Genomic DNA, 25,247 nt, shown 5'->3' on the forward strand with positions numbered 1-25,247 from the left:
GGCAGAGTTCAAACCCAACTCTGTGGTTTCGACCTCAATCCGTGTGATCGATCCGATCAGAAAAATTCAATTGTTCTTGGATAGTTGAGGTTTATTTTCCCGTGAATGACCTCCCTGGAAATCACCAAGCCTGAATCGTCACAACATCGCACCGCCGTCCGCTATGCTTTCGGCGGGTTTCTGGCCATGGCCGCTGCCATGGGGATAGGGCGTTTCATCTATACGCCGATCCTGCCGGGAATGATGGCTGATGTCGGCTTCACGGCTGCAGATGCAGGTTTCATCGCATCGGCAAATTATATCGGCTATCTGCTGGGGGCAGTGGTCGCCGGCTACGGTTGGTCTGCGGGTATCGAACGGGCAAGCGTGATCGCAGGCCTGATCGTCAGCGGATTATTATGCGCTGCCATGGCGCTCTTTGACGGTGTCTGGCTGTTCTCCATCATCCGCTTTGCCGCTGGTTTCGTCAGTGCGGTGACGATGATTCTTTGCACGGCAATCGTGCTGAGCCATGTCACTGCGGCAGAACGAGCCGGGCTTGGAGCGCTGCATTTCGGCGGCGTCGGCAGCGGCATTGCACTTTCTGCCGTTCTGGTGGCGCTGATCCGCCTTGTTGGGCAGGGCTGGCGCGCCGACTGGATCGGTGCTGCGGTTCTGACCATCGTGATGGTTGTTCTGGTTGCGGCTTTCGTCAGGGAAGGGCCGGTGGGTGCAAACAGCGGCACGCGTGAACCGCCGCTCCCCAAAAGCTTCGCCTTCAATGCGCTGGCGCTGGCCTATGGCATTTTCGGCTTTGGCTATGTCATCACAGCAACTTTCCTCATTGCAATCGTGCGCGCGACCGATGGTGGCCCGCTTATGGAAGCTTTTGTGTGGGTAGTGACCGGTTTGGCGGCCGCGCCCTCGATCTGGCTTTGGGCACCGGCTGCGAAGGCGTTCGGCCTCTTCAACGCATTCGCCCTGGCGGCCATTCTCGAAGCCGTCGGCGTTGCTGCAAGTGTGGTTCTGGCACCGCCGCTCGGGCCTCTGGCAGGCGGCGCGCTTCTGGGTATCACCTTCATGGCATTGACGGCTTTCGGATTGCAGATCGCCCGCACACTTGCACCGGCTTCTCCCAAACGCGCTTTGGCGCGGATGACGGTCTGCTTCAGTATCGGCCAGATCATCGGCCCGCTGGTTGCAGGCTTCATGGCGCAGCGGTCCGGTTCATTCACTTCGGCAAGTCTGGCCGCAGCGTTCTCGCTGGTGGTCGTTGCGGTCCTCGGTATCATGGCGGGACGCGCTGCAAAGGTACAGGACTGAAACCTTACAGGATCAGGATCTGTTCTGGCCTGCTTGGACGGCATCTTTGTCGAGACTGTCCAGATAATCGCTGTAAGTGGTGCATTTGACGTCCGGCTTGGTGCAGACTTCCGACACCAGCCGTTCCATGGCGCGCCAATAGGCGCCGTCATTCATCAGCACGAAATGAAAGCCGAGCTGCAGCGGAATGCGCTTGCCCGCATATTGCCTGTCGAATGCCGCCCGGAAAGCCTTGTAGGCTCGCTCCTCGAAAGCTGCCGATTGCTGCGGCGCTTCCTTGCCCTTCGAGTGGCGGACATAGAGATTATAGTCCATCGCCACGATAGGGCGCTGTGACGGGCCTTCCGGAACAAGCGGCAATCCGAATGAAGCGAACTGACCGGAAAGGATCGGCTCTTCGGGGCCGCGTGTGATCGAGGACGCCTGATAGCGAAAGCCGTTTGCCTTCAGCGCGTCCTGCACCGGCTTCGATGCGGCGAGATAGGGCGCGCGGAAACCGTCGATACCTTTCAACGCGAGATCGCGCCAGCCTTCCGGCTCGCCGTCGATGCCGTTATTCTTGTAGGCGTCAGCGGTAATGCGGCGGAACTCCTTGATCTCCTTGTCCCAGTCGGCGGTAGACCAGTCGGTGCCGTCGAAATGGCCGCAGCCATGGCTCGCTATCTCGTTTCCTTCCAGATGCGCCTGCCAGATATTGCCAAGGCGGGCGACGACTTCATCGCGGCTGAGCGCAAAGCCGACATTGGACGATCCCGCCCGCTTATAGGGCGGCTTGTAATCGCGCCGATCCTGCTTGGTCATCAGGAAGACGCAGGAAAGGAAATAGGTGAAGCGGGCATTGTTTTTCTTCGCCAGCGTGCGGGAGCGGTTCCACAGCGCATTGTCATGCGCGCCGTCGAAGGAAATCAGCACATATTGCGGCTTTGCGGACACGGGTTCCGCCTGAGCGGTGCAACTGGCCAGAACGAAAGCGGATAGAAGAACAGGGCGGGGGGACAGAAAGCGCATGAATCACGAAACGAAGCGGGGGAGGAACAGTTCCAGAAATTCTGTGGCTAGTCCTTGAATAAGGCTATTGTCGGACCGAAATGCACTTTGTGACACGTGTTTCGGCTTATTTCGCAGACGGGTCTTACATATGGCGCGAAATACGACTAAAAGCGCCAGAACGAATAAATACCAACATCAATTTGGCTTTAGCGGCAGGTCCATGGCAGACGACAGTTTCATTCGCGAGGTAAACGAGGAAATCCGTTCGGAACGGGCAAAGCAGATCTGGCAGAACTTCGGTCCCCTGCTGATCGGCGGCGCTGTGGCCATTGTTCTGGGCACGGCTGGCTGGGTCGGTTATCAGCACTGGACCGACAGTAAGGCTTCCGCTTCCGGCGACAAGTTCCTTGCCGCGCTGGATCTCGCCTCGGAAGGCAAGAACGACGAAGCGCTGGCCGCGCTCGACGATCTGGAAAAGACCGGCTACGGCTCCTATCCGGTGCTGGCACGTCTGCGCGCCGCATCGGTTCTCGCGGACAAGGGCGATGCCGCCGGTGCCGTGAAGGCTTTCGATGACGTCGCTGCCGACAACGCCGTGCCTGCACCGCTTCGCGATGTCGCTCGCCTGCGTGCCGGCTATCTGCTGGTCGACAGCGGTTCCTATGACGACGTCGCCAAGCGCGTCGAGACGCTTTCCGCCGACGGTAATCCGATGCGTTCCAGCGCACGGGAAGCCTTGGGTCTGGCTGCCTGGAAGGCCGAGCGTTTCGACGATGCGGTCAAGTTGTTCCAGCAGATCGCCAATGACAGTCTTGCTCCGGCCAATATCCGCCAGCGTTCCAATACGATGCTCGATCTGATGCGCAGCGCAGGCGTCAAGGTGCCTGACGCGCAAAATACGTAATCATAATTTCTGGAGTCATCCTCTCCCATGGGTTTCACAGTCGCCATCGTCGGGCGTCCCAATGTCGGCAAGTCCACGCTGTTCAATCGCCTCGTCGGCCGCAAGCTGGCGCTGGTCGATGACCTGCCGGGCGTAACGCGCGACCGGCGCATCCACGATGCCAAGCTCTACGATCTGAAGTTTCAGGTCATCGATACGGCAGGTCTTGAAGAAGCTGCCAATGACAGCCTGGAAGCGCGCATGCGCGCGCAAACCGAGGCTGCCATTCAGGAAGCCGACGTGATCCTTTTCGTCGTCGATGCCAAGAACGGCCTGACGCCGACCGACAGCACCTTTGCCGAAGTGGTACGCCGTTCGGGCAAGCCGGTCGTGCTGGTCGCCAACAAGGCGGAAGCACGCGGCGCGCAATCCGGCATGTATGACGCTTTCCAGCTTGGCCTTGGCGAACCGTGCCCGATCTCTGCCGAACACGGTCAGGGCATGCCCGACCTGCGCGACGCCATTGTCGAGCTTCTGGGCGAAGAGCGCGTCTTTGCCGATGAGAAGGAAGAGGAAGCTGCAGACGAGGTCTTCACGCCGAAGGCTGTCGGTGAACTGATCGGCGACGACATCGAAGACCCGGATGAAGAAGAAATCCCGGCCTATGATGCGACCAAGCCGTTGCGCATCGCCATTGTCGGACGCCCGAATGCGGGCAAGTCGACGCTCATCAATACGATGCTTGGTGAAGACCGCCTGCTGACCGGACCGGAAGCAGGCATCACCCGTGACTCGATCTCGGTGGATTGGGAATGGCGTGACCGCAAGATCAAGCTGTTTGACACGGCCGGTTTGCGCCGCAAGTCGCGCGTGCAGGAAAAGCTCGAAAAGCTTTCGGTTGCTGACGGCCTGCGTGCGATCCGTTTTGCGGAAGTCGTCATCATCGTGCTTGATGCGACGATCCCGTTTGAAAAGCAGGACCTGCAGATTGCCGATCTCATCATCCGTGAAGGCCGCGCGCCGATCATCGCGTTCAACAAATGGGATCTGATTGAGGACCGCCAGATGGTTCTTGCCGATCTTTACGAAAAAACGGCCCGCCTGCTGCCGCAGGTGCGCGGGCTCCGCGCCGTGCCGATTTCCGGCGAGCGCGGGCAGGGCATCGACAAGCTCATGGAGAATGTCGTCAAGACCCACGAAATCTGGAACCGTCGCGTTTCGACCGGGCGTCTCAATCGCTGGCTGGCAGGCGTTATCGCGCATCAGCCGCCACCGGCAGTTTCAGGCCGCCGCCTGAAGGTGAAATATATGACGCAGGTGAAGACCCGCCCGCCGGGCTTCGTCGTGTCCTGCTCGCGCCCCGATGCGATGCCGCAATCCTATGTGCGCTATCTCATCAACGGTCTGCGTGAAACTTTCGATATGCCGGGTGTGCCGATAAGGCTTTCATTGCGCACTTCGGATAATCCGTTCGCAGGCCGCGCGAAGAAAAAGAAATAAACGCCATAGAGAGAAAAAGCCCGGATCGCTCCGGGCTTTTTTGTTTGAAGGGGTGAGACGGCATCACGCCTTAGGCAGCACAAATTCGACACGCCGGTTCTGCGCCCGACCATCGGGATTGTCCTTGCCCTTGATTTCGTTGGGTGCGACAGGCTCGCTTTCGCCATGCCCTTCCGGTTTCAACCGTGCCGATTGAACACCATTGCCGACGAGAAACCTGGTAACCGCATCGGCGCGGTTTTTCGACAGTTTATCGTTGTAGCTGTCGGACCCTTTGGAATCCGTATGCCCCACAACACGAACGGCAGAATCCGGCATGCTTTCCAATATTCTGGCAATATCGGCCAGCGTCGCCTTGGCTTTGCCGGTCAGTTTGGCGCTGTCGAAATCGAACAGAATATCGCTGGTTACGGAAAGGACGATGCTGTCATCCGTTTCCCGCATGGTGATATTGCCGCTCTTCTCGACAATCTCTTGGGCCGCACCGGACAGCCCGCGCGCTTTGCCGTCGGTGCTGCCTGATGCTGAAACCAGATCGCGGATTTCAGGCACAAGGTCGCGAATATAGGCGCTGTTGTCCGTATTCTGTGCCGCCGCTATGGACGGCAGGCAGAGTGCGGCAAGCCCGAATGCGATGCAGCCTATGATCTGATTGGTCATGGTCAGCCCCTATTCGGCGGGAACGGCGAAAGGCCCGAGCGGCTCGACCCCCTTGATATAGAGCGTCACCTTCTGGCCCTTCGGTGGAGCGGGAAAGACGCCGTGCCAGACACCGACGACGTGACCGGTGCCGAACAGGGAAACCGATGCCGGAGCAAGCGGCTTGCCTTCGGAATCTTTCAGCAGAAGATATTTCTTGTCGCCTGCGAGAAGATAATAGTCATTCTCGTAATCCTTGTCCGACAGCGCGGTGTAGAGCGTCGTCGAAACGCTCCCGCCCTCCCTGGCATTGATGAAGCGGACCTTGACGGTCAGCTTGTCGCCATCTGCTACGACACCGCTCACTTCTGCGGTGGCCTGACCGCTGCTGTGATAACCGCTTGCTATCGGCTGACTGGCCGTCTCCTGGGCAAACGCAGCGTGGGGAAGCGCACTCGCCGAAAGCAGGACAGTGGCAAGAACCGTACGTGAGAGAAACGCCATGAGTATCGCTTTCATCTGTTGGTTGACCTTGAACATAGCGAAGCCGGATGGAAAACATCCGGCATTGCGAAGGCGGTGAAAACAAATAAGCGGAGCAGTTCAGGGGGTGTGAGTGAAAGACGAACCACTCCAGATGCGGCGCAGAAACCTAACAGGCAGAAGAGAGAGGTCATGTAAACTTTGGAAACACGCATTAACATTTGCGCGACCGGAAATTTTTCTCATCCGCATAGCGACGTCGCGATTGTGATCATGACCAGCACTTAATTTGGTAATTTCAGGTTGAGCTTGGCTTGTGTGGCTGCTAATTCGCCCGCTCTCCGATTTCCTCCAAAAAGGTGCAGTGATGACGAAGGCTGACCAGAGCCGTTTTGACGGCGTGACATTGGGCATCGATTTTGGCACGACCAATACGGTTATTTCTGTTGCGGCGCCTGACGGCACGACAGCCGTTCTGAGTGTGCCGAAGGATGGAGTCGAGATTACCGGTTATCGCTCGATCCTTTGCTTCTGGCAGGATCGCGAAACTGGCGAGCGCACCGTTGAAAGCGGACCTTGGGCGATGGATGTATTTGTCAATGCGCCGCATTCGACGCGCATGTTGCAATCGTTCAAGACATTCGCGGCATCGAAATCCTTCACCGACACACCGGTTTTCGGCAAGCGGTTCAAGTTCGAGGATATTCTGAAGACATTTCTCGAAACGGTTGCGGCACGGTTGGGCGACCGCCTGCCGCCGAAGGGCAATCGCGTGGTTATTGGCAGGCCGGTGATCTTTGCGGGCGCTTCACCGGATGAAGCATTGGCTATGCAGCGCTATGAAAAGGCATTCCGGGCGTTCGGCTTCACCGATATTCACTATGTCTATGAGCCGGTCGCGGCGGCTTATTTCTATGCACAGGAATTGAAGGCAGCATCGACTGTTCTGGTGGCCGATTTTGGCGGCGGTACGAGCGACTTTTCCATCGTGCGGTTTGAAGTCGGCAAGGATGGCCTCAGCTTCATGCCGCTCAGCCAGACCGGCCTTGGTATCGCGGGCGACACATTCGATTACCGCATCATCGACAATGCCGTGTCGCCACTGCTTGGAAAGGGTACGGAGTACCAGTCCTTCGGCAAAAGGCTGACGATACCGAACCATTATTATGCAAATTTCGCGCGCTGGAACACGCTGTTCCTGATGAACTCTCCGGCGACCATTCGCGATCTGGATGAACTGGCCCGGCAAGCGGTTGATCCGAAGCCGCTCGAACATTTCATCAACCTGATCGAGAATGACTACGGCTATGAAATCTACCGCGCCGTTTCGGACCTCAAGATACGCCTCTCCTCACAGCGCATGTCGGAACTACACTTCAAGGCCGACGACTTCGAAATCCGTTCCGATATCACGCGTAACGATTTCGAAAACTGGATCGCGGACGATGTACGTCAGATCGAACAGTCGGTGCAGCAGGCGGTGGACAAAGCGGAACTTGAAACGTCGTCTATCGACCGCGTTTTCCTCACCGGCGGCACCTCTTTCGTGCCGGTCATCCGCACCGTGTTTGAAAGCCGCTTCCCTGACGCGGTGGTGACCAGCTCGAACCAGTTCGATTCCATCGCCAACGGGCTCGCATTGATCGGGCAGAGCGCGGATATCGACCGCTGGGCAGTAAAATAGTAAACATTGGCCGAGCAGTTTTTCTGTTCAAAGAAATGGAGATCATCGTGTCAGACAGCACCGTCGAAGCCTTTTCTGAACGCCTGCGGCAAAGCGCCGAACCATTCTGGTCGCAAGCCGTCGGCCATCGCCTCGTTCGCGAAATCTATGCGGGTACGGTCGCGCCCGATGTCATGACGCGCTATCTGGTGCAGGACCATCGGTTTATCGACTGCTTTCTGTCATTGCTGGGCGGAACGCTCGTCAATTGCGACCGGATGGAAGCCAAGCTGATATTGGGCCGTTTCATAGGCATGATCAGCAGCGACGAGAATTCATATTTCGAACGTGCCTTTGCAAAACTCGCAGTCTCCGACGCCGAGCGTTTCGATACGCCCGATGCAGCACCAACCGCTGCATTCAAGGAACTGATGCTTGAGGCTGCGCGGTCCGGCTCCTATGCGGCCTGCCTGTCGGTGCTGACGGTTGCCGAATGGCTTTATCTCGACTGGGCGGAAAAAGCAGCCAAGCCTCTGCCCGACGATTTCATTTTCGCGGAATGGATTGTGTTGCACGATAATCCATATTTCGTGGAGTTCGTGGGTTTCCTGCGCTCGGAACTTAACCGGGTCGGCCCGGAGGCGGCAGAACAATGCCAGCAGTTCTTCCGGCGTGCGGTCGAACTGGAAAAGGCATTCTTCGATGCCGCCTATGAGAGCCAGAACTGATCAGTTACTGGCGGCGGGGAAGGGGCAATTGCTGTCGCCTTCCTCGCATTTCAGGTATTTCCTGAGATCGTTGACGCGCTCCGTCGTCAGGTCGGACAGGCAGATCGAATAAGCCATGCCGGAAATGCTGCCGCCGCCAACTGTCTGCATATCGCATTCGGCGTCGCGAAAGGCGATCCAGGCCCGTTGCGACTGAACCAGCTTTTTCTTCAGGTCCGCATCGTCGGCGCGGCGCTGCAAGGTCTTGAAGATCTTGTTCAGCTCGGCATCCGATTTCTTGTAGGCCTTGCCATAGCATTCATTGAGTGCGGCCTGCGAACTGGCGTTCTGGCAGTCATCGGCCTGCGCCGTGGCAATAGCCGCAAAAGAACCGAAAACCACTCCGATAATCCCGAGCTTCAATCCCCGCATAAATTCCCTCCCCGAAGCTTTGAAGAACAATATCATTATCGCAAATAGAACGACTGTCACGAAAGAAAAGACGCTCTAATCCTTTGTTTTGAACCGCGCATCTTTTCCGAAAACCGTTTCACACTTTTCGGGATGCGCTCTAATCCTCAAAGCGGCTCGAGCCATCGCGGTCACGCTCATAGCCCTTCATGTTCGGGAAAGGCGGAAGCCAGGATTCGCGACGGATCGTCCAGAGTTCATAGGTTGGCTTGAACTGATCCGGCGCATCGAGCGAACCGAGATTGAGTTCGATTTCATCGGCACTGCGCCCGAAAACCGGAGAGCCGCAGTGTGGACAAAAATGGCGTCCCGCATAGTCGCGGGTTTCTCCTTGGACTGTAATCGCAGCCTCAGGGAATATCGCCGAAGCATGAAATAGCGCTCCGTGATGCTTGCGACAGTCGAGGCAATGGCAGATGCCGACCCGATATGGCTGTCCTGATGCTTCAAAGCGAACATTGCCGCACAGGCATCCACCTGTGATCCTATCCATGATGCACCTCCTTCATCGCAGCTGAATTCGCTTAAACCCTGCATTAACCATATTCGTTCATGGTTAATGCGCTGCTGATAATGACTGTATTAGCGGGGGCTGCAAGCGCGTCCTCCACCCAATGGACAAGGTTAATACTTCGTTATCGCCGCACCAGTTTAGTTCGTGTGAGTGGAGTGTGCGGTGCGTCTTGTATCTTTACGAGCGCTGTTTGGTCGAAGGAAGGCCGTTGCCGAGCCGGTGTGGCATTACCCTGTCACGGGCTATTGCCCGGAAGAGGGGCGCTATTACGCCGTAAGGGCAAAGCCACGCCAGACAGTTCATAAGCCGCATCGTCTGGTGCCGCTGATGCTGGCAGCCATGACCTATCTCTTCAATTCCAATGCGATTGCCTTTCAGGACATGGCAAGCCTGGTGCCGTCGGCTGATCTGGGATCGCACCGCTGGACTGCCTTTGTTGCCAAGGCGCCGGTAGGCTCGGTGCATCAGGCTGAAATGCCGTTCGTGGATGCCACCACAGTCACAGGCAGCATCGCTACCAACGGGATCGAAGTGCCGGGTATCGGCCGTGTTGCGCTTTCCGGCGGACGCAAGACGGCAAAGCTTGGTCCGGACGATCCGAACCCGGATGAAAACCGTATCAATCGTGCCGACAAGACGGGCCGTCTCGTCTCGGTGAAACCAAAAGCGCCTGCCAAGGCTTTCACCGCAGGCAGCATGTTCGACAAGATCAGCATGATTACGCGTCCGCCGGAAAAGACGGACGCGAAAATGGCCTTCTCCAATAAGCTGGAAGGCAAGGAAGTTGCCATTACCATGGCGTTCCATGCGGTCAAGCCACCGAAGCCGCGCGCCGAAATGCCGACCCAGCTTGCCAAGCTCATTACCAATGACCGGCCGGATGTGCTGGCCCTTGGTTATGCGCCTGCAACGCCGGATTATGGCAAGACATCGCCTTTCGAAAGCATTTTGAAGCCGCAGATGGATGAAGGTCGTTTCGTACCGCCTATCGGCGAGAAGGACCATGAATGGGCAGCAACGCCGCTGCCGCCTTCTGCTTTCAGCAAGAGCGAGCAGAAGTGCCTTGCCGAAGCCGTCTATTATGAAGCGCGCGGCGAAACGGTGAAGGGTCAGGTTGCCGTCGCCCAGGTCGTTCTCAACCGGGTCCGCAACCCGGCCTATCCGGGATCGATCTGCGGCGTGGTTTACCAGAATCGCGACTGGCTCAATGCCTGCCAGTTTTCGTTTGCCTGCGACGGCCAGAAGCATCGCGTGACCGAAATGCCGCAATGGCGCATGGCGCAGCAGGTGGCGAAGACGGTATCCGCCGGTCAGATCTGGCTGCCGGAAGTCGGTTCCGCCACCCATTACCACGCGACCTATGTTCGCCCATTCTGGGCTCCAACCATGAAGAAGGTTGCGAAAATCGGCCTCCACATTTTCTACCGTACCTATGGCGGCGGATGGAGCTGATCGCTCCGTTCTCGCGCAATGGCGAGACTGACTGGCTTCAACTCACGTTTTTGTTAGCGGACTAAAAGGCCGAACAGGCGCATAAGGTCGACTTTCATCCTCAGCCGAACAGGGTGTGACCGCCCAAAATCGATTCCGTTTTTTTAGCCAATAATGTGGCCAATCTGATGCTTTGGTCGGAAAATGAGTCGCACCAATACCTAACTAATTGACATTGCTGGATAAAAAACCTTTTGGAGCAAAGCCCGCACCGCCTTGACTAGCGGGCGGCGTGTCAATATGTTGCGCGCAACTTGGAAATGGGATTGAAATCCTCGTATTTCTTGAAAAAAAGGAGCTGCCAATGGCGTGCGGGACTGAACCCGGAAAGCCATCCGGTACCATCAAGAATGCGAAGGACGAACCCGGTTCCGGGGAGCTGGATCAGCGTTTGAACCGCCTGGAGGCCGAACTGGCCAAGAAGGGTGTGCTCAAGCAACCGGCTTCCGAAGAGGAACGATCGGCGACTGCAAGCTCGGTCGCGCAGGCCATGAAGATTTCCAGCGAGTTTATCGCGGGGGTTGTGGTTGGTGCGCTGATTGGCTGGTTCATTGATCGTGTCGCCGGTACGTCGCCCTGGGGATTGATCGTATTTCTCCTTCTGGGCTTCGGTGCGGGCGTCCTCAACGTGCTTCGTTCCGCTGGATATGTTGCCGAACAGGGTAACATCAAATCTAGCGCGGAAAAGAGCGACAAGAAATAGGACTTGACGGGCTTCACGGTAAAGTTCGTTCAAGTGTAAGTGAACAATGGGCCGTCAGGCCCAAGACTGAAACGCCTTCAGGCAGGTTGAATTGCCTTCGGGCAGGCCAAATTGCCTTCGGGCAGGGAAGACAGACGAGGTTAAGGTGGCGAACGATCCGATCCATCAGTTCCAGGTTTCCCGGTGGATTCCCATCGACGTAGGCGGCGTGGACCTTTCGTTCACGAATGTTTCGGCCTTCATGGTCGCAACCGTCGTGCTTGCTTCGGGCTTTCTTTACCTGACGTCTTCGGGTCGCGGTCTCATCCCGACCCGTCTTCAGTCGGTGTCTGAAATGGCTTACGAATTCGTGGCCACCAGCTTGAGAGATTCGGCAGGGTCGAAGGGCATGAAGTTCTTCCCCTTCGTCTTCTCGCTCTTCATGTTCGTGCTGGTCGCGAATTTCCTGGGTCTCTTCCCGTATTTCTACACTGTCACCAGCCAGATCATCGTGACCTTCGCGCTCGCCGTGCTGGTCATCGCAACGGTCATTATCTATGGTTTCTTCAAGCACGGTTTCGGCTTCCTCAAGCTGTTCGTGCCGAGCGGTGTTCCGGGCATAATCGTGCCGCTGGTTGTCGCCATTGAAATCATCTCGTTCCTGTCGCGTCCGATCAGCCTCTCGGTTCGTCTTTTTGCGAACATGCTTGCTGGCCACATCACGCTCAAGGTCTTTGCGGGCTTCGTCGTTTCGCTGGCGGCCCTTGGGCCGATCGGTATCGGCGGCGCTGTCCTGCCGCTGATCATGACGGTCGCGATTACCGCACTCGAATTCCTCGTAGCCTTCCTGCAAGCCTACGTGTTTACCGTTCTCACCTGCATGTACATCAACGACGCAGTACATCCGGGACACTGAGTTCAAGCCGGCGGGCGACCGCCAGAACTGAAATCCGCGCTTATATTCAATCCAGAAGGAGCTTAACATGGAAGCGGAAGCAGCAAAGTACATCGGCGCCGGTCTCGCCTGTTTCGGTATGGCCGGTACGGCTCTCGGCCTCGGCAATATCTTTGGCCAATACCTCTCCGGCGCTCTGCGCAACCCGTCCGCTGCTGACAGCCAGTTCGGCCGTCTGGTGTTCGGTTTCGCCGTTACGGAAGCTCTGGGCATCTTCTCGCTGCTCATCGCGCTTCTGCTCCTCTTCGCCGTCTAATCAACGGTCGCAAGAAACGGGCTGGCCGCGATCTGTATCTTCAAATGCAGCGCGGCTGGCCTTTGCATATGACGTCTGAGTAAGGCATGATCCTTCTCCATCTGGATCAGATCGTGCTGGATTAAAGGGGAAATCTGGATGTTCGTGTCCACGGCGTTTGCCCAAACCGCCACCGAATCGCAGCCGGCACCTGCTGCTGGCGAGCACGGCGCAGCCGATGCTGTGCACACCGAGACCGGGGTCGCCAACGATGCCGGACACGGCAGCGGCGTATTCCCGCCGTTTGATTCCACCCATTACGCTTCGCAGCTCCTGTGGCTCGCGATCACGTTCGGGCTTTTCTATCTGTTCATGTCGCGCGTGGTTCTGCCGCGTATCGGCGGCGTGATCGAAACCCGTCGCGACCGTATCGCTCAGGATCTCGAGCAGGCAGCCCGCCTCAAGCAGGATGCCGACAACGCTATTGCTGCCTATGAGCAGGAACTGGCCCAGGCCCGCACCAAGGCTGCTTCGATCGCCGAAGCCGCGCGTGAAAAGGGCAAGGGCGAAGCCGACGCAGAACGCGCCACGGCCGAAGCCGCACTTGAAGGCAAGCTCAAGGAAGCCGAAGAACGTATCGCCGCGATCAAGGCCAAGGCCATGAACGACGTCGGCAACATTGCCGAGGAAACCACGGCAGAGATCGTCGAACAGCTTCTGGGCACCAAGGCTGACAAGGCTTCGGTAACAGCAGCCGTCAAGGCCGCTAACGCCTGAGGAGAGGACAATGGACGCTACATTCTGGGCACTGATTGGCCTCATCATCTTTTTGGCAATCCTGGCCTATCTGAAAGTACCGGGCATGATCGGTCGTTCGCTGGACGAGCGCGCTGACCGCATCAAGAACGAACTGGAAGAAGCCCGCACGCTTCGTGAAGAAGCCCAGCAGCTGCTGGCCGAATATCATCGCAAGCGCAAGGAAGCCGAGAAGGAAGCAGGCGACATCGTTGCTTCTGCCGAGCGCGAAGCCAAGGCGCTTCTCGAAGACGCCAAGCGTGCGACGGAAGAATATGTTGCTCGCCGCAACAAACTCGCCGAGCAGAAGATTGCAACGGCCGAAGTCGATGCCATCAATGCTGTCCGCGCTTCGGCAGTCGACCTTGCGGTCGCCGCAGCCAGCAAGATCGTTGCCGACAAGGTCGACACGAAAGTCGCAGGCAACCTGTTCAAGGATGCTCTGTCACAGGTCAAGTCGAACCTGAATTGATCTCGGCTCATATAGTTTCAGAGAAACGCCGCCTCAAAAGGGCGGCGTTTTTTGTTGGCTTGGGTTGAGAAATCGATTTCAATGCAGTCCGATCAGAGGCTGGCAGCCATGCCGCCCAGTTTGTCAAACAACGGTCGATATTCCTCCAAAGCAAGGTCATCCAATGCGCAGGCTTCCGCCGGCCTGAACCATCGCAGTTCCGTGTGTTCCCGGTCGCGAATGGTGGGGTGGCCGTCCCAGGCGGTGACCGTAAAGAGGTGGAATGACGCGACCGGATTTGCGACCTCTATGGTGGTAAGGAGCGAGAACAACCGGATCGTTAATCCGAGTTCCTCGTGGATTTCCCGTTGGAGCGCGCTTTCAAAGCTCTCGCCCGCTTCAACATGACCGCCCGGTAAACTCCACCGATCTGGATAGGCACGACGATCTGGGCTGCGGCGCCCAAGAAGAATGCCCTTGGGGCCGACGAGAACCGCATTGACAATATCCGGCATGATGGCCCTCCGGCGGTACGAAGTGAGGTCAGTCCTTGAGGTCTGCCAGATGTGTAAGCGGCAACTCTCCCTGTGACTTGACCGTCTGAATGGCGAAGTTGCTCCGAATGTCGATCACGCCAGGAAGCCGCAACAGCGTGCCGGATAGAAAGCGTTCATAGGCAGCGAGATCAGCCACGACGACCTGCAACAAAAAATCGGCTTCCCCCGACACAAGATGGCAGGAGAAGACTTCCGGGAGATTCTGCACCGAGATACGAAAAGCCGTTGCAGTTTCCTCATGATGCCGCTCTACGCGGATACCGACGAAAACGGTCAATCCAAGCCCGACCGCGTTACGATCCAGCGCTGCGTGATAGCCTTGAATGACTCCTGCCTTTTCCAGCATCTTGACACGCCGCAGGCATGGAGAGGGTGACAGGCCGATTTTCTCCGCCAGCTGCACATTGGAGAGCCGCGCATCTTGCTGAAGCGCGGTCAGTATCTTGCGGTCGATGGCGTCCAGTTTAAGTTTTGGCATGATCCGACAATGATGGTTTGAATACTGGCAGAATATACCACAAAATCGTAATCGCGCGCCACAAATCGCAAGGACATGCGCATAGATCTCCGCATAGTTTCAGGCGCACAGCTGCTTTGCGTCGCGATTTGGCTGGCATCCTCTTTTCTGGGCAATATCGATGAGCGAGATGTGGTTATATGCAGGCGCGTTGGCTGCTGCATTTCTTATTCCGGGACCTGACATGATTCTGCTGCTCCAGACAGGTGCTGCACAGGGCAGGGCGCATGCGCTGGCGGCGGCAGCAGGGCTTGCAATCGCTCGCGCCTGCCATGTGGTTCTTGCAGCACTAGGTCTCGCTGCGCTTCTGCATGCTTTCCCTGTCGCGTTTCAGTTCGTTCGGATCATAAGTGCCTGTTATCTGGTCTGGCTTGCCATTGGCATTCTGCGCCACCCATTGCCCACTGTGGATACAGCCGGCGGCGCGCGCGAACGCCGTTCCTATTTGGCTTCGGCCCGCAAGGGCCTGCTAACAAATCTGCTCAACCCGAAAGCCCTGTTGTTTTGTTCGGTCTTGCTGCCGCAGTTCGTTCATCCGGAACACGGCAGCATCACGCTCCAGTTTGCATTGCTGGGAGCGATCATGACTGTAGTGGGATTGTCGTTCGACACGATCTACTCTTTGACGGGGTCGTCGCTTGGCAACCTGTTCAAACGTTATCCTGCTATACAAGCGGTCCAGCGTTGGGGCTTTGCCGCTCTGCTCTTCGGCTTCGCGGCCAAGCTGGCGACTGTTTAAACGCTATAACGGCCTTTGATGGGCGCGAAAGTGTAACGGTGGATACCGGGAACCGGCCCCGCGCTTTCGATTGCAGCGCGATGCTTCACGGTCGCGTAACCTGCATGAACCTCCAGCCCGTAAGGTGGATGTGCCGCTCCCGCACGGATCATCATGCGGTCGCGTGTCACCTTGGCTACGATGGATGCGGCGGCGATGGAGACAGAGCGCTGATCGCCTTTGACCAGGGCCGAACCAGGACAGGAAAGCCCCGGCGGAACATCGCGCCCATCGATCAGTGCATGGCATGGCCGCAAGGTCAGGCCGACAGAAGCGCGACGCATGGCTTCCAGTGCGGCTTTCCTGATATCGCTCCCATCGATGCTGCGTGCGCTGAGGCTTGCAACCGAAACGGTGATGGCTTTTGTCAGAATGATTTCGTAAAGCGCCTCGCGTTTTGCCGTCGTGAGCCGTTTGGAATCGTCCAGACCGTCTGGAAGGTCATCAATATCAAGAACAACCGCAGCGGCAACCACAGGACCAGCCAGAGGGCCACGCCCGGCTTCATCGATGCCGACGATGTGTTTCAGTCCGCGCGAAAGCAGTCTTTTCTCTTCGGAAAAGTCAGGCGCGAGCGGGATTTCAAAAAGGAGCGGAGAATCAGAAGCCGAGCGTTTCATTTGGCGGTAATGCTCGCATTGCTTCCGATTCTCCGCAAGGGCCCTGCTCGAGGACGGTGGCGTGAAAGCAGGTAGCCCCTCCGTCTGAGGGACAATCAGACGGAAACTCAATCAATCATTGCACTACATGTTTCGCCAGAAATGCAGCTGCTGGGCGGATCAGGCCGGTTTCCCGCTCTGGGAAACTCTCTAAAACAGCGAAAGCTGTTTGCCTCCTTTTTCGACCGGTTCGAACAGGTCGGTACGTAACTGAAGGCGGCGTGCATTGAAGCCAAGCTTGCGTGCGGTAATCTCGAAACGGCGTCCGATCTGCCACGCATAGGGGCCAGTGCCGCGCATCCGCTTGCCCCATTCGGCATCATAATCCTTGCCGTCGCGCATGGAACGCACCAGTGACATGACATGACGATAACGATCCGGATAATTGCGCAGCAGCCAGTCCTTGAACAAAGGCGCGACTTCGAGCGGCAGGCGCAGCAGAACATAGCCCGCCTCGCGCGCACCTTGCGCATAGGCGGCATCCAGAATGCGCTCTATCTCGTGATCGTTTATACCCGGAATGACCGGTCCCATCATGACGGAAGCGGGGATGCCCGCATCGGTCAGTTTCCGAATGGCCTGAAGCCGTAGCGTCGGCGTCGAGGCGCGCGGCTCCATCGTGCGGGCCAGATGAGCGTCGAGCGTCGTGACCGACAAGGCGACCTTGGCCAGCCCTTTCTCGGCCATGTGGCTCAGAATATCGATGTCACGCACGACCAGGGCGGATTTGGTCACGATGCCGACCGGATGATTGGCGGCCTCCAACACTTCAAGAATTTCGCGCATGATGCGCCATTTCTTCTCGACCGGCTGATAGGGGTCGGTATTGGTGCCGATGGCTATTGTTTTCGGCTGATAATTGGGTTTGGCCAGCTCGCGCTCCAGAAGGCGTGCGGCATCCGGCTTTGCAAACAGGCGGGATTCGAAATCGAGACCAGCTGAAAGTCCCATATAACTATGGGTCGGTCGGGCAAAGCAATAGATGCAGCCATGCTCGCAACCCCGATATGGATTGATCGAGCGGTCGAAGTTGATATCGGGTGAATCGTTGCGTGTGATGATCGTGCGCGGCTTTTCGATCTGTACGTCGGTCCTGAACGGCGGCAGTTCCTCAAGCGTGGTCCAGCCGTCATCGAACTCATGCCGCGTCGTCGGCTCAAAGCGCCCGGTCGGATTGATGCCTGCGCCGCGCCCGCGCCTGCGGGCATGGTCGATGCGCAGGCCAGCTTCACCAATCACCGCATTGGCGTGATCCGCACGCCCACTGCCGAAGGCGGCCCTGTCGGCCTGCTTGATGATATCTGCCTGCTGGATCACTTCCATTTTAGTCTCCCTGAATGGAAACATCGGGCGTTGTACAGGCACGGTGAAAGCAAACGCGGAACAGCGAAAAACTGTTCTGTTGTGCGCACCGTGCTGCCATGCGACTCTATTCTGATGAATCTATTCCTATCGCAAGGTACGGAACAAATCAAGAACATATGCGCAGCAGCTTTCCGTTCACGCATTCTTGATATATGAAGCGCGCATGCTGTCCGTCATCATCGAAACCCTGAATTCAGAAAGAGCGCTGGCCCACACGCTTTCGGCTTTGGTGCCGGCTGTCGTGGAGGGGTTGCTGCGCCGTGTTACGGTCGTGGATCGCGGCTCATCGGACGAAACCGCCCTCGTTGCGCTTGGTGCAGGCTGTGACTTTTATGCCGAAATGGATATTGAGGCGGCGCTCGATGAGATCCGCACGCCATGGGTGCTGTTGCTGAAGCCGGGCGCTGTTCCACAGGAGGGCTGGGAGGAAGTCCTCCGGCGTCACATGGAAAGCGATGGCGATGTTGCACGCTTTTCGCTGCCGGAAGATAGCGGCTTCGGCACGGTCCGTAAAATCTTCGGTCACAAGGCGACACTTGATGCCGGGCTTCTGGTTCGGTTGGACGTGATAAAGCCGCTGCTGCTCGATGGCGTGGCGTTTGATCAGCTTCCACAGCGGCTGAAAACCGTCCGCCTCAAGCATCCCATTCTACCGCCCGACGAGGATTGAGCAAAAAGAAAAGGCGAAGCTGGAAACTCCGCCTTTTTCGCCAGACATGCTGACTGAATTAGTTCTGGTAAGAGGAAGGCGATGCGTCGCCAAAGCGATGAGCCGAACCGTCCTGATAGACAGGAGCTTTGATCGAGGCAGGAGCTGTGTAGTCGACCTTCTGGGAAGCGACCGGTGTGCGGTCGTTTGCATAAAGATCGGCAGGTTCGCCAACATGCGGGTTTTCTGCAAAGGCAGCACCGGCGCTAAGAGCAAGGGCGGCAGCAGCAAGAACAATCTTTTTCATTTTCCTATCTCCTTGGAAAGTGGAGCGGCGTTTTGTTCGTCGTTCCGATGTACCTGAAATGGGTGACAGTGAGCGAAAGTTCCAGTCACGAAAATGTTTTGTTGATCACACATTTGTGCGGCATATTTTTTGGCGTGACGATAATTTTCAAATAAAAATATAATATAATCAATGTGTTGATTTATGTGTCGGCATTCACGAAACAGTTGTAGAAGGCTTTTTGTTCAAAAAGTGCGAACAGTCTGTCCGAATATATTGTCCAATCAGAGTGAACAATAGGACGATTTTATGGGCATTCAGAAAGGAGGTCGTTCAGAGATTATTTTCGGGAAGGGACGCTTTGGGTCGCGATGACGAACCAGTCAGGCTTCTCGGCTGAAAGGCGTGCGGCTGCCTGTTCGGTGGCTGCCATGTCGTCAAAGATTGCATAGCAGGTTGCGCCTGAACCCGACATCTGTGCGTAGAGTGCTCCGCTTGCGTGAAGCAGGTCAAGCTTGTCACCGATCTGGGGCGCAAGTTTCAGCGCTGGGGCAAGAAGATCGTTGCGAGTTGTTTGCAGATAAGCGCAAAGGCGTTCGATATCTGTATGGGAGGGAAGGTTCAACGCTGGGTGATCGCGTTTGTCGAGCGCGCGAAAGACATCCGGCGTTGCCATAGCGGTTCCATCATTGACGAGCAGCATGGGCAAGGCCGGAAACCCGGCGACAGGAGCGAGGTCTTCGCCGATGCCGCGCGCGGTCAGGGGCGTGCCCTTCGATGCGCCGTGCAGGCACATGGGCAGGTCGGCGCCAAGATGCAGCCCCATCGCGGCGAGCTGCCCGAAACCGAGATCGAGGCCCCACAACGCATCAAGTGCGAGCAGCGTTGCTGCAGCATCGCTCGATCCGCCGCCGATGCCCGAGGCAATCGGCAGGTTCTTTTCCAGATGGATGGTAACGGGCGGCAAGACCCTTTGCGCATGGTCGCGCAAGGCGTTGCGGGCCTTGAGCACCAGATTGCCGCCATCGAGCGGTATGCCCTTTGCAAAAGGACCGCCGACCGTGAAACCGTCCTCATCGGCAGGGCTGACGCGAATGATGTCGCCATAGCGCGCAAAGACCACCAGCATGTCGAGCAGATGGTAGCCATCGTCACGACGCCCCGTCACATGCAGTGCCAGATTGATCTTGGCCGGAGCCAGGCGTGTCACCGCCTGCGCATCCTCGGCCTGTGCGGATGTTTCGGTTTTCGGGGAAAGGGTCATTTCGGTTGAGGCTGCGAATGGAGAAAGCAGACGGTTCGGTTGCGGCGAGCGGCCAAGCCGCTTCGTCGGCAACCTTTCCTGCGGAAAAGGTCAGTCCTTCTTGACGTAATATTCGCCGGTTTTAGGGTCCTGCACGAGCGTACCGTGGGCCCGGTTCTGCGCTTCCTTTTCCGCCTGGCGCACACGCTGGGACACGCGCGAGGCTTCACGCTTGAACGAGCGGTAGCCGTACCAGGCGGCGGCGATGATCAGCAGCAGAAAGATGAGCTGGGGCATGGCCTCAAATCCTTAAGGGTTGCACTTCGGATTGCCGGATCGCAACGGTCGAAACGCCGGATGTTCATGAAGGGGCGGGAAGCGGCCCGCCCCACTTTCTGACACCATATCATGGTGAAACGAAGGAATTCAAAGCATTGGTGCGAAAATCGATGCTGATTTTGCCTCTGCTCGGCCTTTAGAGGCCATAACGGCCCCAAAGTGCCTTTTCTTCAGCTACCGAAAGCAGCCCTTCGCCGAGATTTGCGGCAATGGAAGCCGGTTCAAGATTACCGAGTGCCATATCTACGCCGGGCATTTTGCGTCCCAGAAGGCCGCGCTTCTGTTCGACGAGCTTGAGCTTGACCTTGTCGCCATAGGTCTTGCGCAGGAAGCTGCGCATATCGCCAAGCCCATCAATCAAGCCAAGCCGTTGCGCCTTGATGCCGGTCCAGAACAGGCCGGTAAACAGATCCTTGTCTTCCGCAAGCTTGGTTCCGCGCCGTTCCTTCACCATGTCGATGAAGGTTTCATGGATTTCAAGCTGCAATGATTTCAGTCGCTCGATGTCGGCCTTCTTCTCCGGCTGGAACGGGTCAAGCGTCACCTTGTTGGAGCCTGCCGTATAGACACGGCGCTCGACCCCGATCTTCTTCAAAAGCTCGGGAAAACCGAACGAGGCCGACACAACGCCGATGGAGCCCACGATGGATGAAGGATCGGCGATGATTTCGTCACCGGCCAGCGCAATCATATAGCCACCCGAGGCGGCAACATCTTCAACGAAGATAAAGACCTTCTTCTGATGCTCGGCGGCGAGATCGCGGATACGCCGGTAGATCAGTCGGGACTGTACTGGTGAACCGCCGGGTGAGTTGAGTGAAATGGCGACGGCAGGCGCTTCCTTGTCGTTGAATGCCTTTTCAAGAACTGCCGCCGTCGACGCCAGTGAAAGCATCGGACGGAAGGCAGACCCACCGGACATGATGGCGCCATGCAGTCGCACGACAGGTATCTCGATGGAAACCGGGCGGAAGCGGCGTGGAACAAGGCGCGTCAATAAACCGGGCAAGGTGAACTCCTGCGTGTAGAAATGATTCCAGCCAAATGTAGGAAGCGATATGGGAAACACAAAGAAAACCGCCCGGAAATTTTGTTTTCCGGGCGGTGTGTCGTTTCCGTCAGGATTTTTTCGGCTTTGTGACCAACCGCAGCAGAATATAGCCGCAAATGGCCGACAGGCCCGAACCGGCCAGCACGCCGATCTTGGTTTCCGCTTGCATGAGTTCGGACGGGAAGGAGAGGAGGCCGATGAAGATGCTCATCGTAAAGCCGATCCCGCACAGGACCGCCACGCCGTAAAGCTGAATCCATGTGGCCCCGAGCGGCTTTTGCGCAAGGCCGGTCTTGATCGCGAGCCAGGCCGCGCCGAAAACGCCGAGCTGCTTGCCGATGAAGAGGCCAAGCATGATGCCGAGGGTGAGCGTGTCGCTCATCACCGAGGCGTCGAGACCGGCGAACGATATGCCTGCATTGGCGAAGCCGAAAATGGGCACGATGATGAAAGCAACAGGCTTGGCCAATGCATGTTCCAGCACATGCAGCGGCGAGGTCATATCGTCAGGCTTGCCGGGCGCGGGCTTCAGCGGAATCATCAGCGCGGTCACCACGCCTGCAACCGTTGCGTGAACGCCGGAATTCAGCACGAAAAACCAGAGCGCCGCTCCGCCGATCAGGTAGGGAAGGAGCTTCATCACGCCCATCCGGTTCATGGCGAACAGAACGATAGCGGCAGCAAAAGCTCCACCAAGATATGGCATGGAGATTTCAGCCGTATAGAAAATGGCGATGATGACGACGGCGGCGAGATCGTCCAGAATGGCGAGCGTCGCCAGAAACACCTTGAGGCTGGAGGGAACCCGCGACCCCAGAAGCGACAGCACGCCGAGCGCAAAGGCGATGTCGGTTGCCGATGGCACAGCCCAGCCGCGCAGCTTGGCCGGATCGTGCCAGTTGAACAGGGTGAAGATGATGGCTGGCAGGATGACGCCGCCCGCGGCAGCAATGCCGGGCAGCATGCGGTTCGGCCAGCTTGCCAGCTGCCCGTCGAGGAACTCGCGTTTGATTTCCAGCCCCACGAGCAGAAAGAACACCGCCATCAAGGCATCATTGATCCAGTCCGTCAGGCTCAGCGGGCCGATATGGGCGCGCAGCGTCTCGAAATAGATTTGTGAAAAGGACGAATTGGCCACGATGAGCGCAAGCGCCGCCGCGACCATAAGACTGATGCCGCCAGCAGATTCGCTATCGAGGAAGCGCCGCATGACCGATACGGGACGGCTTTTGTTTGGGCTGTGGTTCATCGGTTCCCGTTGCCTGTTCTTGTCGTTTGTTGTTTGCGCTTTTTCGGAAAAGGGCGGCGGGGAGCCGCAGAACGAAAATTGCGATTTAGGAATATTGGCTCGACCACAGGGTTTCAATAAAAATTACCTGTGCGGCCTGAAATCGATACGATTGAATCGCCGGAACTTCTGAAATGCTGCCATGCTATCCGATCCGGGAGGAGACCGCGATGGTGCTTACACCTATTTTCGCCCCGGAAATGTCGAAGCCGCCGACTACAGCATCGGCCCAAAAACCAGAATCGATTTTGGAAAGAACGATGCGTAGATTCAATAAGTTAGAGCGACCTTTGTGCGTCCGAATGGACGCACGGCGCTCTATATGATGATCCTGAGATTATACGATCTGGACCGCAACTTGGTTGTGCTGGCACAGCAACGTTTCTAGATCAGAGCATCGAGCCCGTTATTGATGTCGTTGGCGTGTGGAGTGAAGCCATGGCCCTCGCTGCCGTGGAGAACAAGCGCTGGCATCAGCGAAAGACCGGCACGGCTCCCGCGTGTGCCTGTCAGGACAATGCGGATAGCTGCCGCATCGGGGCGAGGCTGAACGGGAATGATCTTCAGGCCGCCGAACCGTCCCGACAGGGCTTCGAGGACGGGAGAAAGGGAGCTGGGCCGGGCAATGATGGCAATGTCGCCGCCGGGCTTCACAATGGCTGCCGCAGTGCGCACCCATTGTTCGAACATGCCTTCGGGCATGACATGCGCTTCCGCCTTCAACGGATCGGGTGTGCTGCGATCGCGCGCTTCGTTGAAGGGCGGATTCATGATGGCAAAATCGAAACTGTTATCGACAAGTCCGGCGGCGATGCGCGCCTTGCCTCTCAGGGCGACGTCGGCTTCAATCACGCTGATACGGCCTGCCAGAGCGGCATTCAGCGGATGCGCAATGCTTTTACGGGCAAAGCCAGCCATGAAGGCAGAACGTTCCACAAGGGTGATATTGGTGTCAGGGCATCGGGAAGCGACTGCAAGCCCGGCAGCGCCTGCACCGCTGCCAAGATCGGCAACACGTCCCACAAAGCCGTTTGGAACGGCACTTGCCAGAATCATTGCATCCACACCGGAGCGATGGCCTTTAAATGCAGGCTGGACGAGATGAAACGCCCCACGATGAAACACGTCGAGTGTTTCTCCGGCTTCACCTTCAGTTTCCGAACTTGTTTCCGAATTCATTGATCACGCAGTTCATGTTCAATCTGGGCATCGATCAGAATCTGCCGTGCCTCTTCAAGCTGTTCTTCGCTGACCAGAAGGCGGCGCGGCAATACACCCAACGAGCCCTCGATGATGCTCATATTCGTGTCGGCAACGAAATAAGCGATCCCGGCCTCTTTCATCAAGGTTTCGGCAAAGGATAGCAGAACGGAATCATTCGTACGGATAAGTTCGATCATTTGAACAGTTTGTAGCGAATGCACCGCATTGACAACAGCTTCCTTCAATGGTGAACAGACGTCGGAAGAGTAACGCTTTGAGGGCGCTTTGGGGGCAGTTGCGTCTTGAGCAATCCGGTCCGTTTCAATAATGTGGCCGGGCAGCTAGGAGAAATGGCATTGGGTGTGGTTCTGAATCTGGACGGTAAAAAGAAACAGGAAGGATCGGTTCAGCCGCTTGTCGATCTGACAAAGGCCGACATGGCGCGGGTGAACGAGATGATCCTTTCCCGGGCCGGGTCCGATGTCGAAATGATACCGGAAGTCGCCAATCATCTGATTTCCTCCGGCGGCAAGCGCCTGCGTCCCATGATGACGCTCGCGGCAGCTCGCATGTTCGGCTACGAAGGCGATGGCCATGTGCGCCTCGCGACTGCTGTCGAGTTCATGCACACGGCCACGTTGCTGCATGACGATGTGGTCGATGAAAGCGATCTGCGTCGCGGAAAAAGCACGGCGCGCATGATCTGGGGCAACCAGGCCAGCGTTCTCGTCGGCGACTTCCTTCTGGGGCAGGCCTTCAAGATGATGGTTGATGTCGGTTCGCTCGATGCGCTCGACGTTCTGGCCACCTCAGCGTCGGTGATCGCCGAAGGTGAAGTGATGCAGCTTGCAGCAGCCAAGAACATGGAAACGACGGAAGACGAATATCTGGCGGTCATCAAGGCCAAGACTGCGGCGCTGTTCTCGGCTGCCGGTGAAGTCGGACCGATCATCGCCGGTGCACAGCGTTCGGATCGCGCGGCGCTGCGCGACTACGGTCTCAATCTCGGTCTTGCCTTCCAGCTTGTCGATGACGCGCTCGATTATGGCGGTTCGGCTGCCGATCTCGGCAAGAATACCGGCGACGATTTCCGCGAAGGCAAGATCACACTTCCGGTGATTCTGAGCTATCGCCGCGGCACTGACGATGAGCGCGCTTTCTGGAAGCACGCGATTGAAGACGGTGCGAGCGATGACGCCTCGCTTGAAAAAGCCATCGGCCTGATGACGAAGCACGGCGCGATTGCCGACACTGTGCAGCGCGCACGGCATTTCGGCGAAATTGCCCGCGATGCTCTGGCGCCTTTGAAAGCAACGCCTCAGAAGGACGCGCTGATCGAAGTCATCGATTTCTGTATCAGCCGCGTGAACTGACCCGGCAACAGCCGTAAACGCTGGCCAGTATTTCTTGTGGGCCAATAATACGCAGGAAAAGCACCCCATCACGGATGCTTTTCTTGCCCCACCATCCCAAAAAGGCCATGCTTGGGGTGCCTTTTCCGGCAAAGAGACAGCGTGCCCGGCTTTTGAGCCACTTGAGGTTTGCTTGCCG

At 57.3% G+C, this 25,247-nt stretch carries 30 protein-coding genes; 14 read left to right on the top strand and 16 right to left on the bottom strand.

Annotated features, from left to right (window positions below):
- Positions 1 to 105 precede the first annotated feature (105 nt).
- Positions 106 to 1,302, top strand: a complete 1,197-nt coding sequence (locus tag JNC70_RS06920; protein WP_104756481.1) for a YbfB/YjiJ family MFS transporter — start codon at positions 106 to 108, stop codon at positions 1,300 to 1,302.
- Between the two features lie 12 nt (positions 1,303 to 1,314).
- Here JNC70_RS06920 and JNC70_RS06925 read toward each other — a convergent pair whose 3' ends face one another.
- Positions 1,315 to 2,310, bottom strand: a complete 996-nt coding sequence (locus JNC70_RS06925; RefSeq protein WP_104756480.1) for a polysaccharide deacetylase family protein — start codon at positions 2,308 to 2,310, stop codon at positions 1,315 to 1,317.
- Between the two features lie 202 nt (positions 2,311 to 2,512).
- Here JNC70_RS06925 and JNC70_RS06930 point away from each other — a divergent pair, with 202 nt between their 5' ends.
- A complete protein-coding gene (locus JNC70_RS06930) occupies positions 2,513 to 3,196 on the top strand; it encodes a tetratricopeptide repeat protein (RefSeq protein ID WP_104756479.1) in 684 nt (227 codons plus the stop codon).
- A 27-nt stretch (positions 3,197 to 3,223) separates the two neighbouring features.
- A complete protein-coding gene (der, locus tag JNC70_RS06935) occupies positions 3,224 to 4,675 on the top strand; it encodes a ribosome biogenesis GTPase Der (protein WP_104756478.1) in 1,452 nt (483 codons plus the stop codon).
- A 63-nt stretch (positions 4,676 to 4,738) separates the two neighbouring features.
- Here der and JNC70_RS06940 read toward each other — a convergent pair whose 3' ends face one another.
- Together JNC70_RS06940 and JNC70_RS06945 are read right to left on the bottom strand one after the other, a co-directional pair.
- On the bottom strand, positions 4,739 to 5,335 hold the full coding sequence (locus JNC70_RS06940; protein WP_104756477.1) for an OmpA family protein: 597 nt from the start codon (positions 5,333 to 5,335) through the stop codon (positions 4,739 to 4,741).
- A 9-nt stretch (positions 5,336 to 5,344) separates the two neighbouring features.
- Positions 5,345 to 5,833, bottom strand: coding sequence for a hypothetical protein (locus tag JNC70_RS06945; RefSeq protein ID WP_104756522.1), 489 nt, complete (start codon positions 5,831 to 5,833; stop codon positions 5,345 to 5,347).
- A gap of 331 nt (positions 5,834 to 6,164) precedes the next feature.
- Here JNC70_RS06945 and JNC70_RS06950 point away from each other — a divergent pair, with 331 nt between their 5' ends.
- The gene (locus JNC70_RS06950) at positions 6,165 to 7,481 is read left to right on the top strand and encodes an Hsp70 family protein (RefSeq protein ID WP_104756521.1); all 1,317 of its coding nucleotides are present in this window, start codon (positions 6,165 to 6,167) and stop codon (positions 7,479 to 7,481) included.
- A gap of 35 nt (positions 7,482 to 7,516) precedes the next feature.
- Positions 7,517 to 8,188 (top strand): TenA family protein, encoded by a 672-nt coding sequence (locus tag JNC70_RS06955; protein ID WP_104756476.1) that lies wholly within the window; start codon positions 7,517 to 7,519, stop codon positions 8,186 to 8,188.
- Here the strand turns inward: JNC70_RS06955 and JNC70_RS06960 are convergent, their stop codons facing one another.
- Complete coding sequence (locus JNC70_RS06960) at positions 8,189 to 8,599, bottom strand: lysozyme inhibitor LprI family protein (protein ID WP_104756475.1); 411 nt, start codon at positions 8,597 to 8,599, stop codon at positions 8,189 to 8,191. It abuts the gene before it with no gap.
- A 139-nt stretch (positions 8,600 to 8,738) separates the two neighbouring features.
- Positions 8,739 to 9,131, bottom strand: a complete 393-nt coding sequence (locus JNC70_RS06965) for a GFA family protein (protein WP_104756474.1) — start codon at positions 9,129 to 9,131, stop codon at positions 8,739 to 8,741.
- 183 nt (positions 9,132 to 9,314) lie between these two features.
- On the opposite strand from JNC70_RS06965, the gene JNC70_RS06970 reads away from it, so the two are divergent.
- The 6 genes from JNC70_RS06970 (at position 9,315) to JNC70_RS06995 (ending at position 13,782) form a co-directional block, all read left to right on the top strand.
- A complete protein-coding gene (locus JNC70_RS06970; RefSeq protein ID WP_104756473.1) occupies positions 9,315 to 10,604 on the top strand; it encodes a cell wall hydrolase in 1,290 nt (429 codons plus the stop codon).
- Positions 10,605 to 10,947: 343 nt separating this feature from the next.
- Positions 10,948 to 11,346, top strand: coding sequence for an AtpZ/AtpI family protein (locus tag JNC70_RS06975; protein WP_104756472.1), 399 nt, complete (start codon positions 10,948 to 10,950; stop codon positions 11,344 to 11,346).
- Between the two features lie 145 nt (positions 11,347 to 11,491).
- Positions 11,492 to 12,241, top strand: a complete 750-nt coding sequence (locus tag JNC70_RS06980; protein ID WP_104756471.1) for a F0F1 ATP synthase subunit A — start codon at positions 11,492 to 11,494, stop codon at positions 12,239 to 12,241.
- A 67-nt stretch (positions 12,242 to 12,308) separates the two neighbouring features.
- Positions 12,309 to 12,536: a F0F1 ATP synthase subunit C gene (locus tag JNC70_RS06985; protein ID WP_002963544.1), complete on the top strand. Its 228-nt coding sequence runs from the start codon at positions 12,309 to 12,311 to the stop codon at positions 12,534 to 12,536.
- A 138-nt stretch (positions 12,537 to 12,674) separates the two neighbouring features.
- Positions 12,675 to 13,292 (top strand): F0F1 ATP synthase subunit B, encoded by a 618-nt coding sequence (locus JNC70_RS06990; protein ID WP_104756470.1) that lies wholly within the window; start codon positions 12,675 to 12,677, stop codon positions 13,290 to 13,292.
- A gap of 10 nt (positions 13,293 to 13,302) precedes the next feature.
- Positions 13,303 to 13,782: a F0F1 ATP synthase subunit B gene (locus JNC70_RS06995; protein ID WP_104756469.1), complete on the top strand. Its 480-nt coding sequence runs from the start codon at positions 13,303 to 13,305 to the stop codon at positions 13,780 to 13,782.
- Between the two features lie 92 nt (positions 13,783 to 13,874).
- On the opposite strand, the gene JNC70_RS07000 is transcribed toward JNC70_RS06995, so the two are convergent.
- Positions 13,875 to 14,276: an NUDIX domain-containing protein gene (locus tag JNC70_RS07000; RefSeq protein WP_104756468.1), complete on the bottom strand. Its 402-nt coding sequence runs from the start codon at positions 14,274 to 14,276 to the stop codon at positions 13,875 to 13,877.
- 28 nt (positions 14,277 to 14,304) lie between these two features.
- A complete protein-coding gene (locus JNC70_RS07005) occupies positions 14,305 to 14,796 on the bottom strand; it encodes an Lrp/AsnC family transcriptional regulator (RefSeq protein WP_104756467.1) in 492 nt (163 codons plus the stop codon).
- A gap of 160 nt (positions 14,797 to 14,956) precedes the next feature.
- On the opposite strand from JNC70_RS07005, the gene JNC70_RS07010 reads away from it, so the two are divergent.
- A complete protein-coding gene (locus tag JNC70_RS07010) occupies positions 14,957 to 15,574 on the top strand; it encodes a LysE family translocator (RefSeq protein WP_104756466.1) in 618 nt (205 codons plus the stop codon).
- On the opposite strand, the gene rnhB is transcribed toward JNC70_RS07010, so the two are convergent.
- Positions 15,571 to 16,233 (bottom strand): ribonuclease HII, encoded by a 663-nt coding sequence (gene rnhB, locus JNC70_RS07015; protein ID WP_104756465.1) that lies wholly within the window; start codon positions 16,231 to 16,233, stop codon positions 15,571 to 15,573. The genes JNC70_RS07010 and rnhB overlap by 4 nt on opposite strands.
- A 189-nt stretch (positions 16,234 to 16,422) precedes the next feature.
- The gene (locus JNC70_RS07020) at positions 16,423 to 17,595 is read right to left on the bottom strand and encodes a PA0069 family radical SAM protein (protein WP_104756464.1); all 1,173 of its coding nucleotides are present in this window, start codon (positions 17,593 to 17,595) and stop codon (positions 16,423 to 16,425) included.
- Between the two features lie 205 nt (positions 17,596 to 17,800).
- Here JNC70_RS07020 and JNC70_RS07025 point away from each other — a divergent pair, with 205 nt between their 5' ends.
- Positions 17,801 to 18,307 carry a glycosyltransferase family protein gene (locus tag JNC70_RS07025; RefSeq protein ID WP_104756463.1) on the top strand — a complete coding sequence of 169 codons (507 nt, stop codon included), beginning with the start codon at positions 17,801 to 17,803 and terminating at the stop codon, positions 18,305 to 18,307.
- Positions 18,308 to 18,365: 58 nt separating this feature from the next.
- Here the strand turns inward: JNC70_RS07025 and JNC70_RS07030 are convergent, their stop codons facing one another.
- From JNC70_RS07030 to JNC70_RS07060, 7 genes are all read right to left on the bottom strand, one after another.
- Positions 18,366 to 18,593: a hypothetical protein gene (locus tag JNC70_RS07030; RefSeq protein ID WP_104755730.1), complete on the bottom strand. Its 228-nt coding sequence runs from the start codon at positions 18,591 to 18,593 to the stop codon at positions 18,366 to 18,368.
- A 319-nt stretch (positions 18,594 to 18,912) separates the two neighbouring features.
- On the bottom strand, positions 18,913 to 19,836 hold the full coding sequence (locus tag JNC70_RS07035; RefSeq protein ID WP_104756520.1) for a 4-(cytidine 5'-diphospho)-2-C-methyl-D-erythritol kinase: 924 nt from the start codon (positions 19,834 to 19,836) through the stop codon (positions 18,913 to 18,915).
- A 90-nt stretch (positions 19,837 to 19,926) separates the two neighbouring features.
- A complete protein-coding gene (locus JNC70_RS07040) occupies positions 19,927 to 20,112 on the bottom strand; it encodes a membrane protein (RefSeq protein ID WP_006466164.1) in 186 nt (61 codons plus the stop codon).
- 178 nt (positions 20,113 to 20,290) lie between these two features.
- Positions 20,291 to 21,163 carry a S49 family peptidase gene (locus JNC70_RS07045; RefSeq protein WP_104756519.1) on the bottom strand — a complete coding sequence of 291 codons (873 nt, stop codon included), beginning with the start codon at positions 21,161 to 21,163 and terminating at the stop codon, positions 20,291 to 20,293.
- A gap of 109 nt (positions 21,164 to 21,272) precedes the next feature.
- Positions 21,273 to 22,454: a Na+/H+ antiporter NhaA gene (gene nhaA / locus JNC70_RS07050; RefSeq protein WP_104756462.1), complete on the bottom strand. Its 1,182-nt coding sequence runs from the start codon at positions 22,452 to 22,454 to the stop codon at positions 21,273 to 21,275.
- A 423-nt stretch (positions 22,455 to 22,877) separates the two neighbouring features.
- Positions 22,878 to 23,672 (bottom strand): tRNA1(Val) (adenine(37)-N6)-methyltransferase, encoded by a 795-nt coding sequence (locus JNC70_RS07055; RefSeq protein ID WP_104756461.1) that lies wholly within the window; start codon positions 23,670 to 23,672, stop codon positions 22,878 to 22,880.
- Complete coding sequence (locus JNC70_RS07060) at positions 23,669 to 23,893, bottom strand: putative signal transducing protein (RefSeq protein WP_104756518.1); 225 nt, start codon at positions 23,891 to 23,893, stop codon at positions 23,669 to 23,671. Before JNC70_RS07060 ends, JNC70_RS07055 begins: the two co-directional genes overlap by 4 nt.
- A 159-nt stretch (positions 23,894 to 24,052) precedes the next feature.
- Between JNC70_RS07060 and JNC70_RS07065 the strand changes: the two genes are divergently transcribed.
- Positions 24,053 to 25,069, top strand: coding sequence for a polyprenyl synthetase family protein (locus tag JNC70_RS07065; protein WP_010658340.1), 1,017 nt, complete (start codon positions 24,053 to 24,055; stop codon positions 25,067 to 25,069).
- The last annotated feature ends 178 nt before the right edge of the window (positions 25,070 to 25,247 follow it).

This window comes from Brucella oryzae (genome assembly GCF_041929965.1).
GTDB lineage: Bacteria > Pseudomonadota > Alphaproteobacteria > Rhizobiales > Rhizobiaceae > Brucella > Brucella oryzae.

What these genes read in the sequence shown, in the direction of transcription:
- JNC70_RS07055 (WP_104756461.1), bottom strand. Translation starts at nt 23,672, where the DNA reads ATGAATTCGGAAACAAGTTCGGAAACTGAAGGTGAAGCCGGAGAAACA.
- JNC70_RS06920 (WP_104756481.1), top strand. Translation starts at nt 106, where the DNA reads ATGACCTCCCTGGAAATCACCAAGCCTGAATCGTCACAACATCGCACC.
- JNC70_RS06990 (WP_104756470.1), top strand. Translation starts at nt 12,675, where the DNA reads ATGTTCGTGTCCACGGCGTTTGCCCAAACCGCCACCGAATCGCAGCCG.
- JNC70_RS06930 (WP_104756479.1), top strand. Translation starts at nt 2,513, where the DNA reads ATGGCAGACGACAGTTTCATTCGCGAGGTAAACGAGGAAATCCGTTCG.
- JNC70_RS07040 (WP_006466164.1), bottom strand. Translation starts at nt 20,112, where the DNA reads ATGCCCCAGCTCATCTTTCTGCTGCTGATCATCGCCGCCGCCTGGTAC.
- JNC70_RS07025 (WP_104756463.1), top strand. Translation starts at nt 17,801, where the DNA reads ATGCTGTCCGTCATCATCGAAACCCTGAATTCAGAAAGAGCGCTGGCC.
- JNC70_RS06965 (WP_104756474.1), bottom strand. Translation starts at nt 9,131, where the DNA reads ATGGATAGGATCACAGGTGGATGCCTGTGCGGCAATGTTCGCTTTGAA.
- JNC70_RS06995 (WP_104756469.1), top strand. Translation starts at nt 13,303, where the DNA reads ATGGACGCTACATTCTGGGCACTGATTGGCCTCATCATCTTTTTGGCA.
- rnhB (WP_104756465.1), bottom strand. Translation starts at nt 16,233, where the DNA reads ATGAAACGCTCGGCTTCTGATTCTCCGCTCCTTTTTGAAATCCCGCTC.
- der (WP_104756478.1), top strand. Translation starts at nt 3,224, where the DNA reads ATGGGTTTCACAGTCGCCATCGTCGGGCGTCCCAATGTCGGCAAGTCC.
- JNC70_RS06985 (WP_002963544.1), top strand. Translation starts at nt 12,309, where the DNA reads ATGGAAGCGGAAGCAGCAAAGTACATCGGCGCCGGTCTCGCCTGTTTC.
- JNC70_RS06940 (WP_104756477.1), bottom strand. Translation starts at nt 5,335, where the DNA reads ATGACCAATCAGATCATAGGCTGCATCGCATTCGGGCTTGCCGCACTC.
- nhaA (WP_104756462.1), bottom strand. Translation starts at nt 22,454, where the DNA reads ATGAACCACAGCCCAAACAAAAGCCGTCCCGTATCGGTCATGCGGCGC.
- JNC70_RS06950 (WP_104756521.1), top strand. Translation starts at nt 6,165, where the DNA reads ATGACGAAGGCTGACCAGAGCCGTTTTGACGGCGTGACATTGGGCATC.
- JNC70_RS06975 (WP_104756472.1), top strand. Translation starts at nt 10,948, where the DNA reads ATGGCGTGCGGGACTGAACCCGGAAAGCCATCCGGTACCATCAAGAAT.
- JNC70_RS06955 (WP_104756476.1), top strand. Translation starts at nt 7,517, where the DNA reads ATGGAGATCATCGTGTCAGACAGCACCGTCGAAGCCTTTTCTGAACGC.
- JNC70_RS07060 (WP_104756518.1), bottom strand. Translation starts at nt 23,893, where the DNA reads ATGATCGAACTTATCCGTACGAATGATTCCGTTCTGCTATCCTTTGCC.
- JNC70_RS06925 (WP_104756480.1), bottom strand. Translation starts at nt 2,310, where the DNA reads ATGCGCTTTCTGTCCCCCCGCCCTGTTCTTCTATCCGCTTTCGTTCTG.
- JNC70_RS07000 (WP_104756468.1), bottom strand. Translation starts at nt 14,276, where the DNA reads ATGCCGGATATTGTCAATGCGGTTCTCGTCGGCCCCAAGGGCATTCTT.
- JNC70_RS06960 (WP_104756475.1), bottom strand. Translation starts at nt 8,599, where the DNA reads ATGCGGGGATTGAAGCTCGGGATTATCGGAGTGGTTTTCGGTTCTTTT.
- JNC70_RS06945 (WP_104756522.1), bottom strand. Translation starts at nt 5,833, where the DNA reads ATGAAAGCGATACTCATGGCGTTTCTCTCACGTACGGTTCTTGCCACT.
- JNC70_RS07010 (WP_104756466.1), top strand. Translation starts at nt 14,957, where the DNA reads ATGAGCGAGATGTGGTTATATGCAGGCGCGTTGGCTGCTGCATTTCTT.
- JNC70_RS07035 (WP_104756520.1), bottom strand. Translation starts at nt 19,836, where the DNA reads ATGACCCTTTCCCCGAAAACCGAAACATCCGCACAGGCCGAGGATGCG.
- JNC70_RS07030 (WP_104755730.1), bottom strand. Translation starts at nt 18,593, where the DNA reads ATGAAAAAGATTGTTCTTGCTGCTGCCGCCCTTGCTCTTAGCGCCGGT.
- JNC70_RS07005 (WP_104756467.1), bottom strand. Translation starts at nt 14,796, where the DNA reads ATGCCAAAACTTAAACTGGACGCCATCGACCGCAAGATACTGACCGCG.
- JNC70_RS07020 (WP_104756464.1), bottom strand. Translation starts at nt 17,595, where the DNA reads ATGGAAGTGATCCAGCAGGCAGATATCATCAAGCAGGCCGACAGGGCC.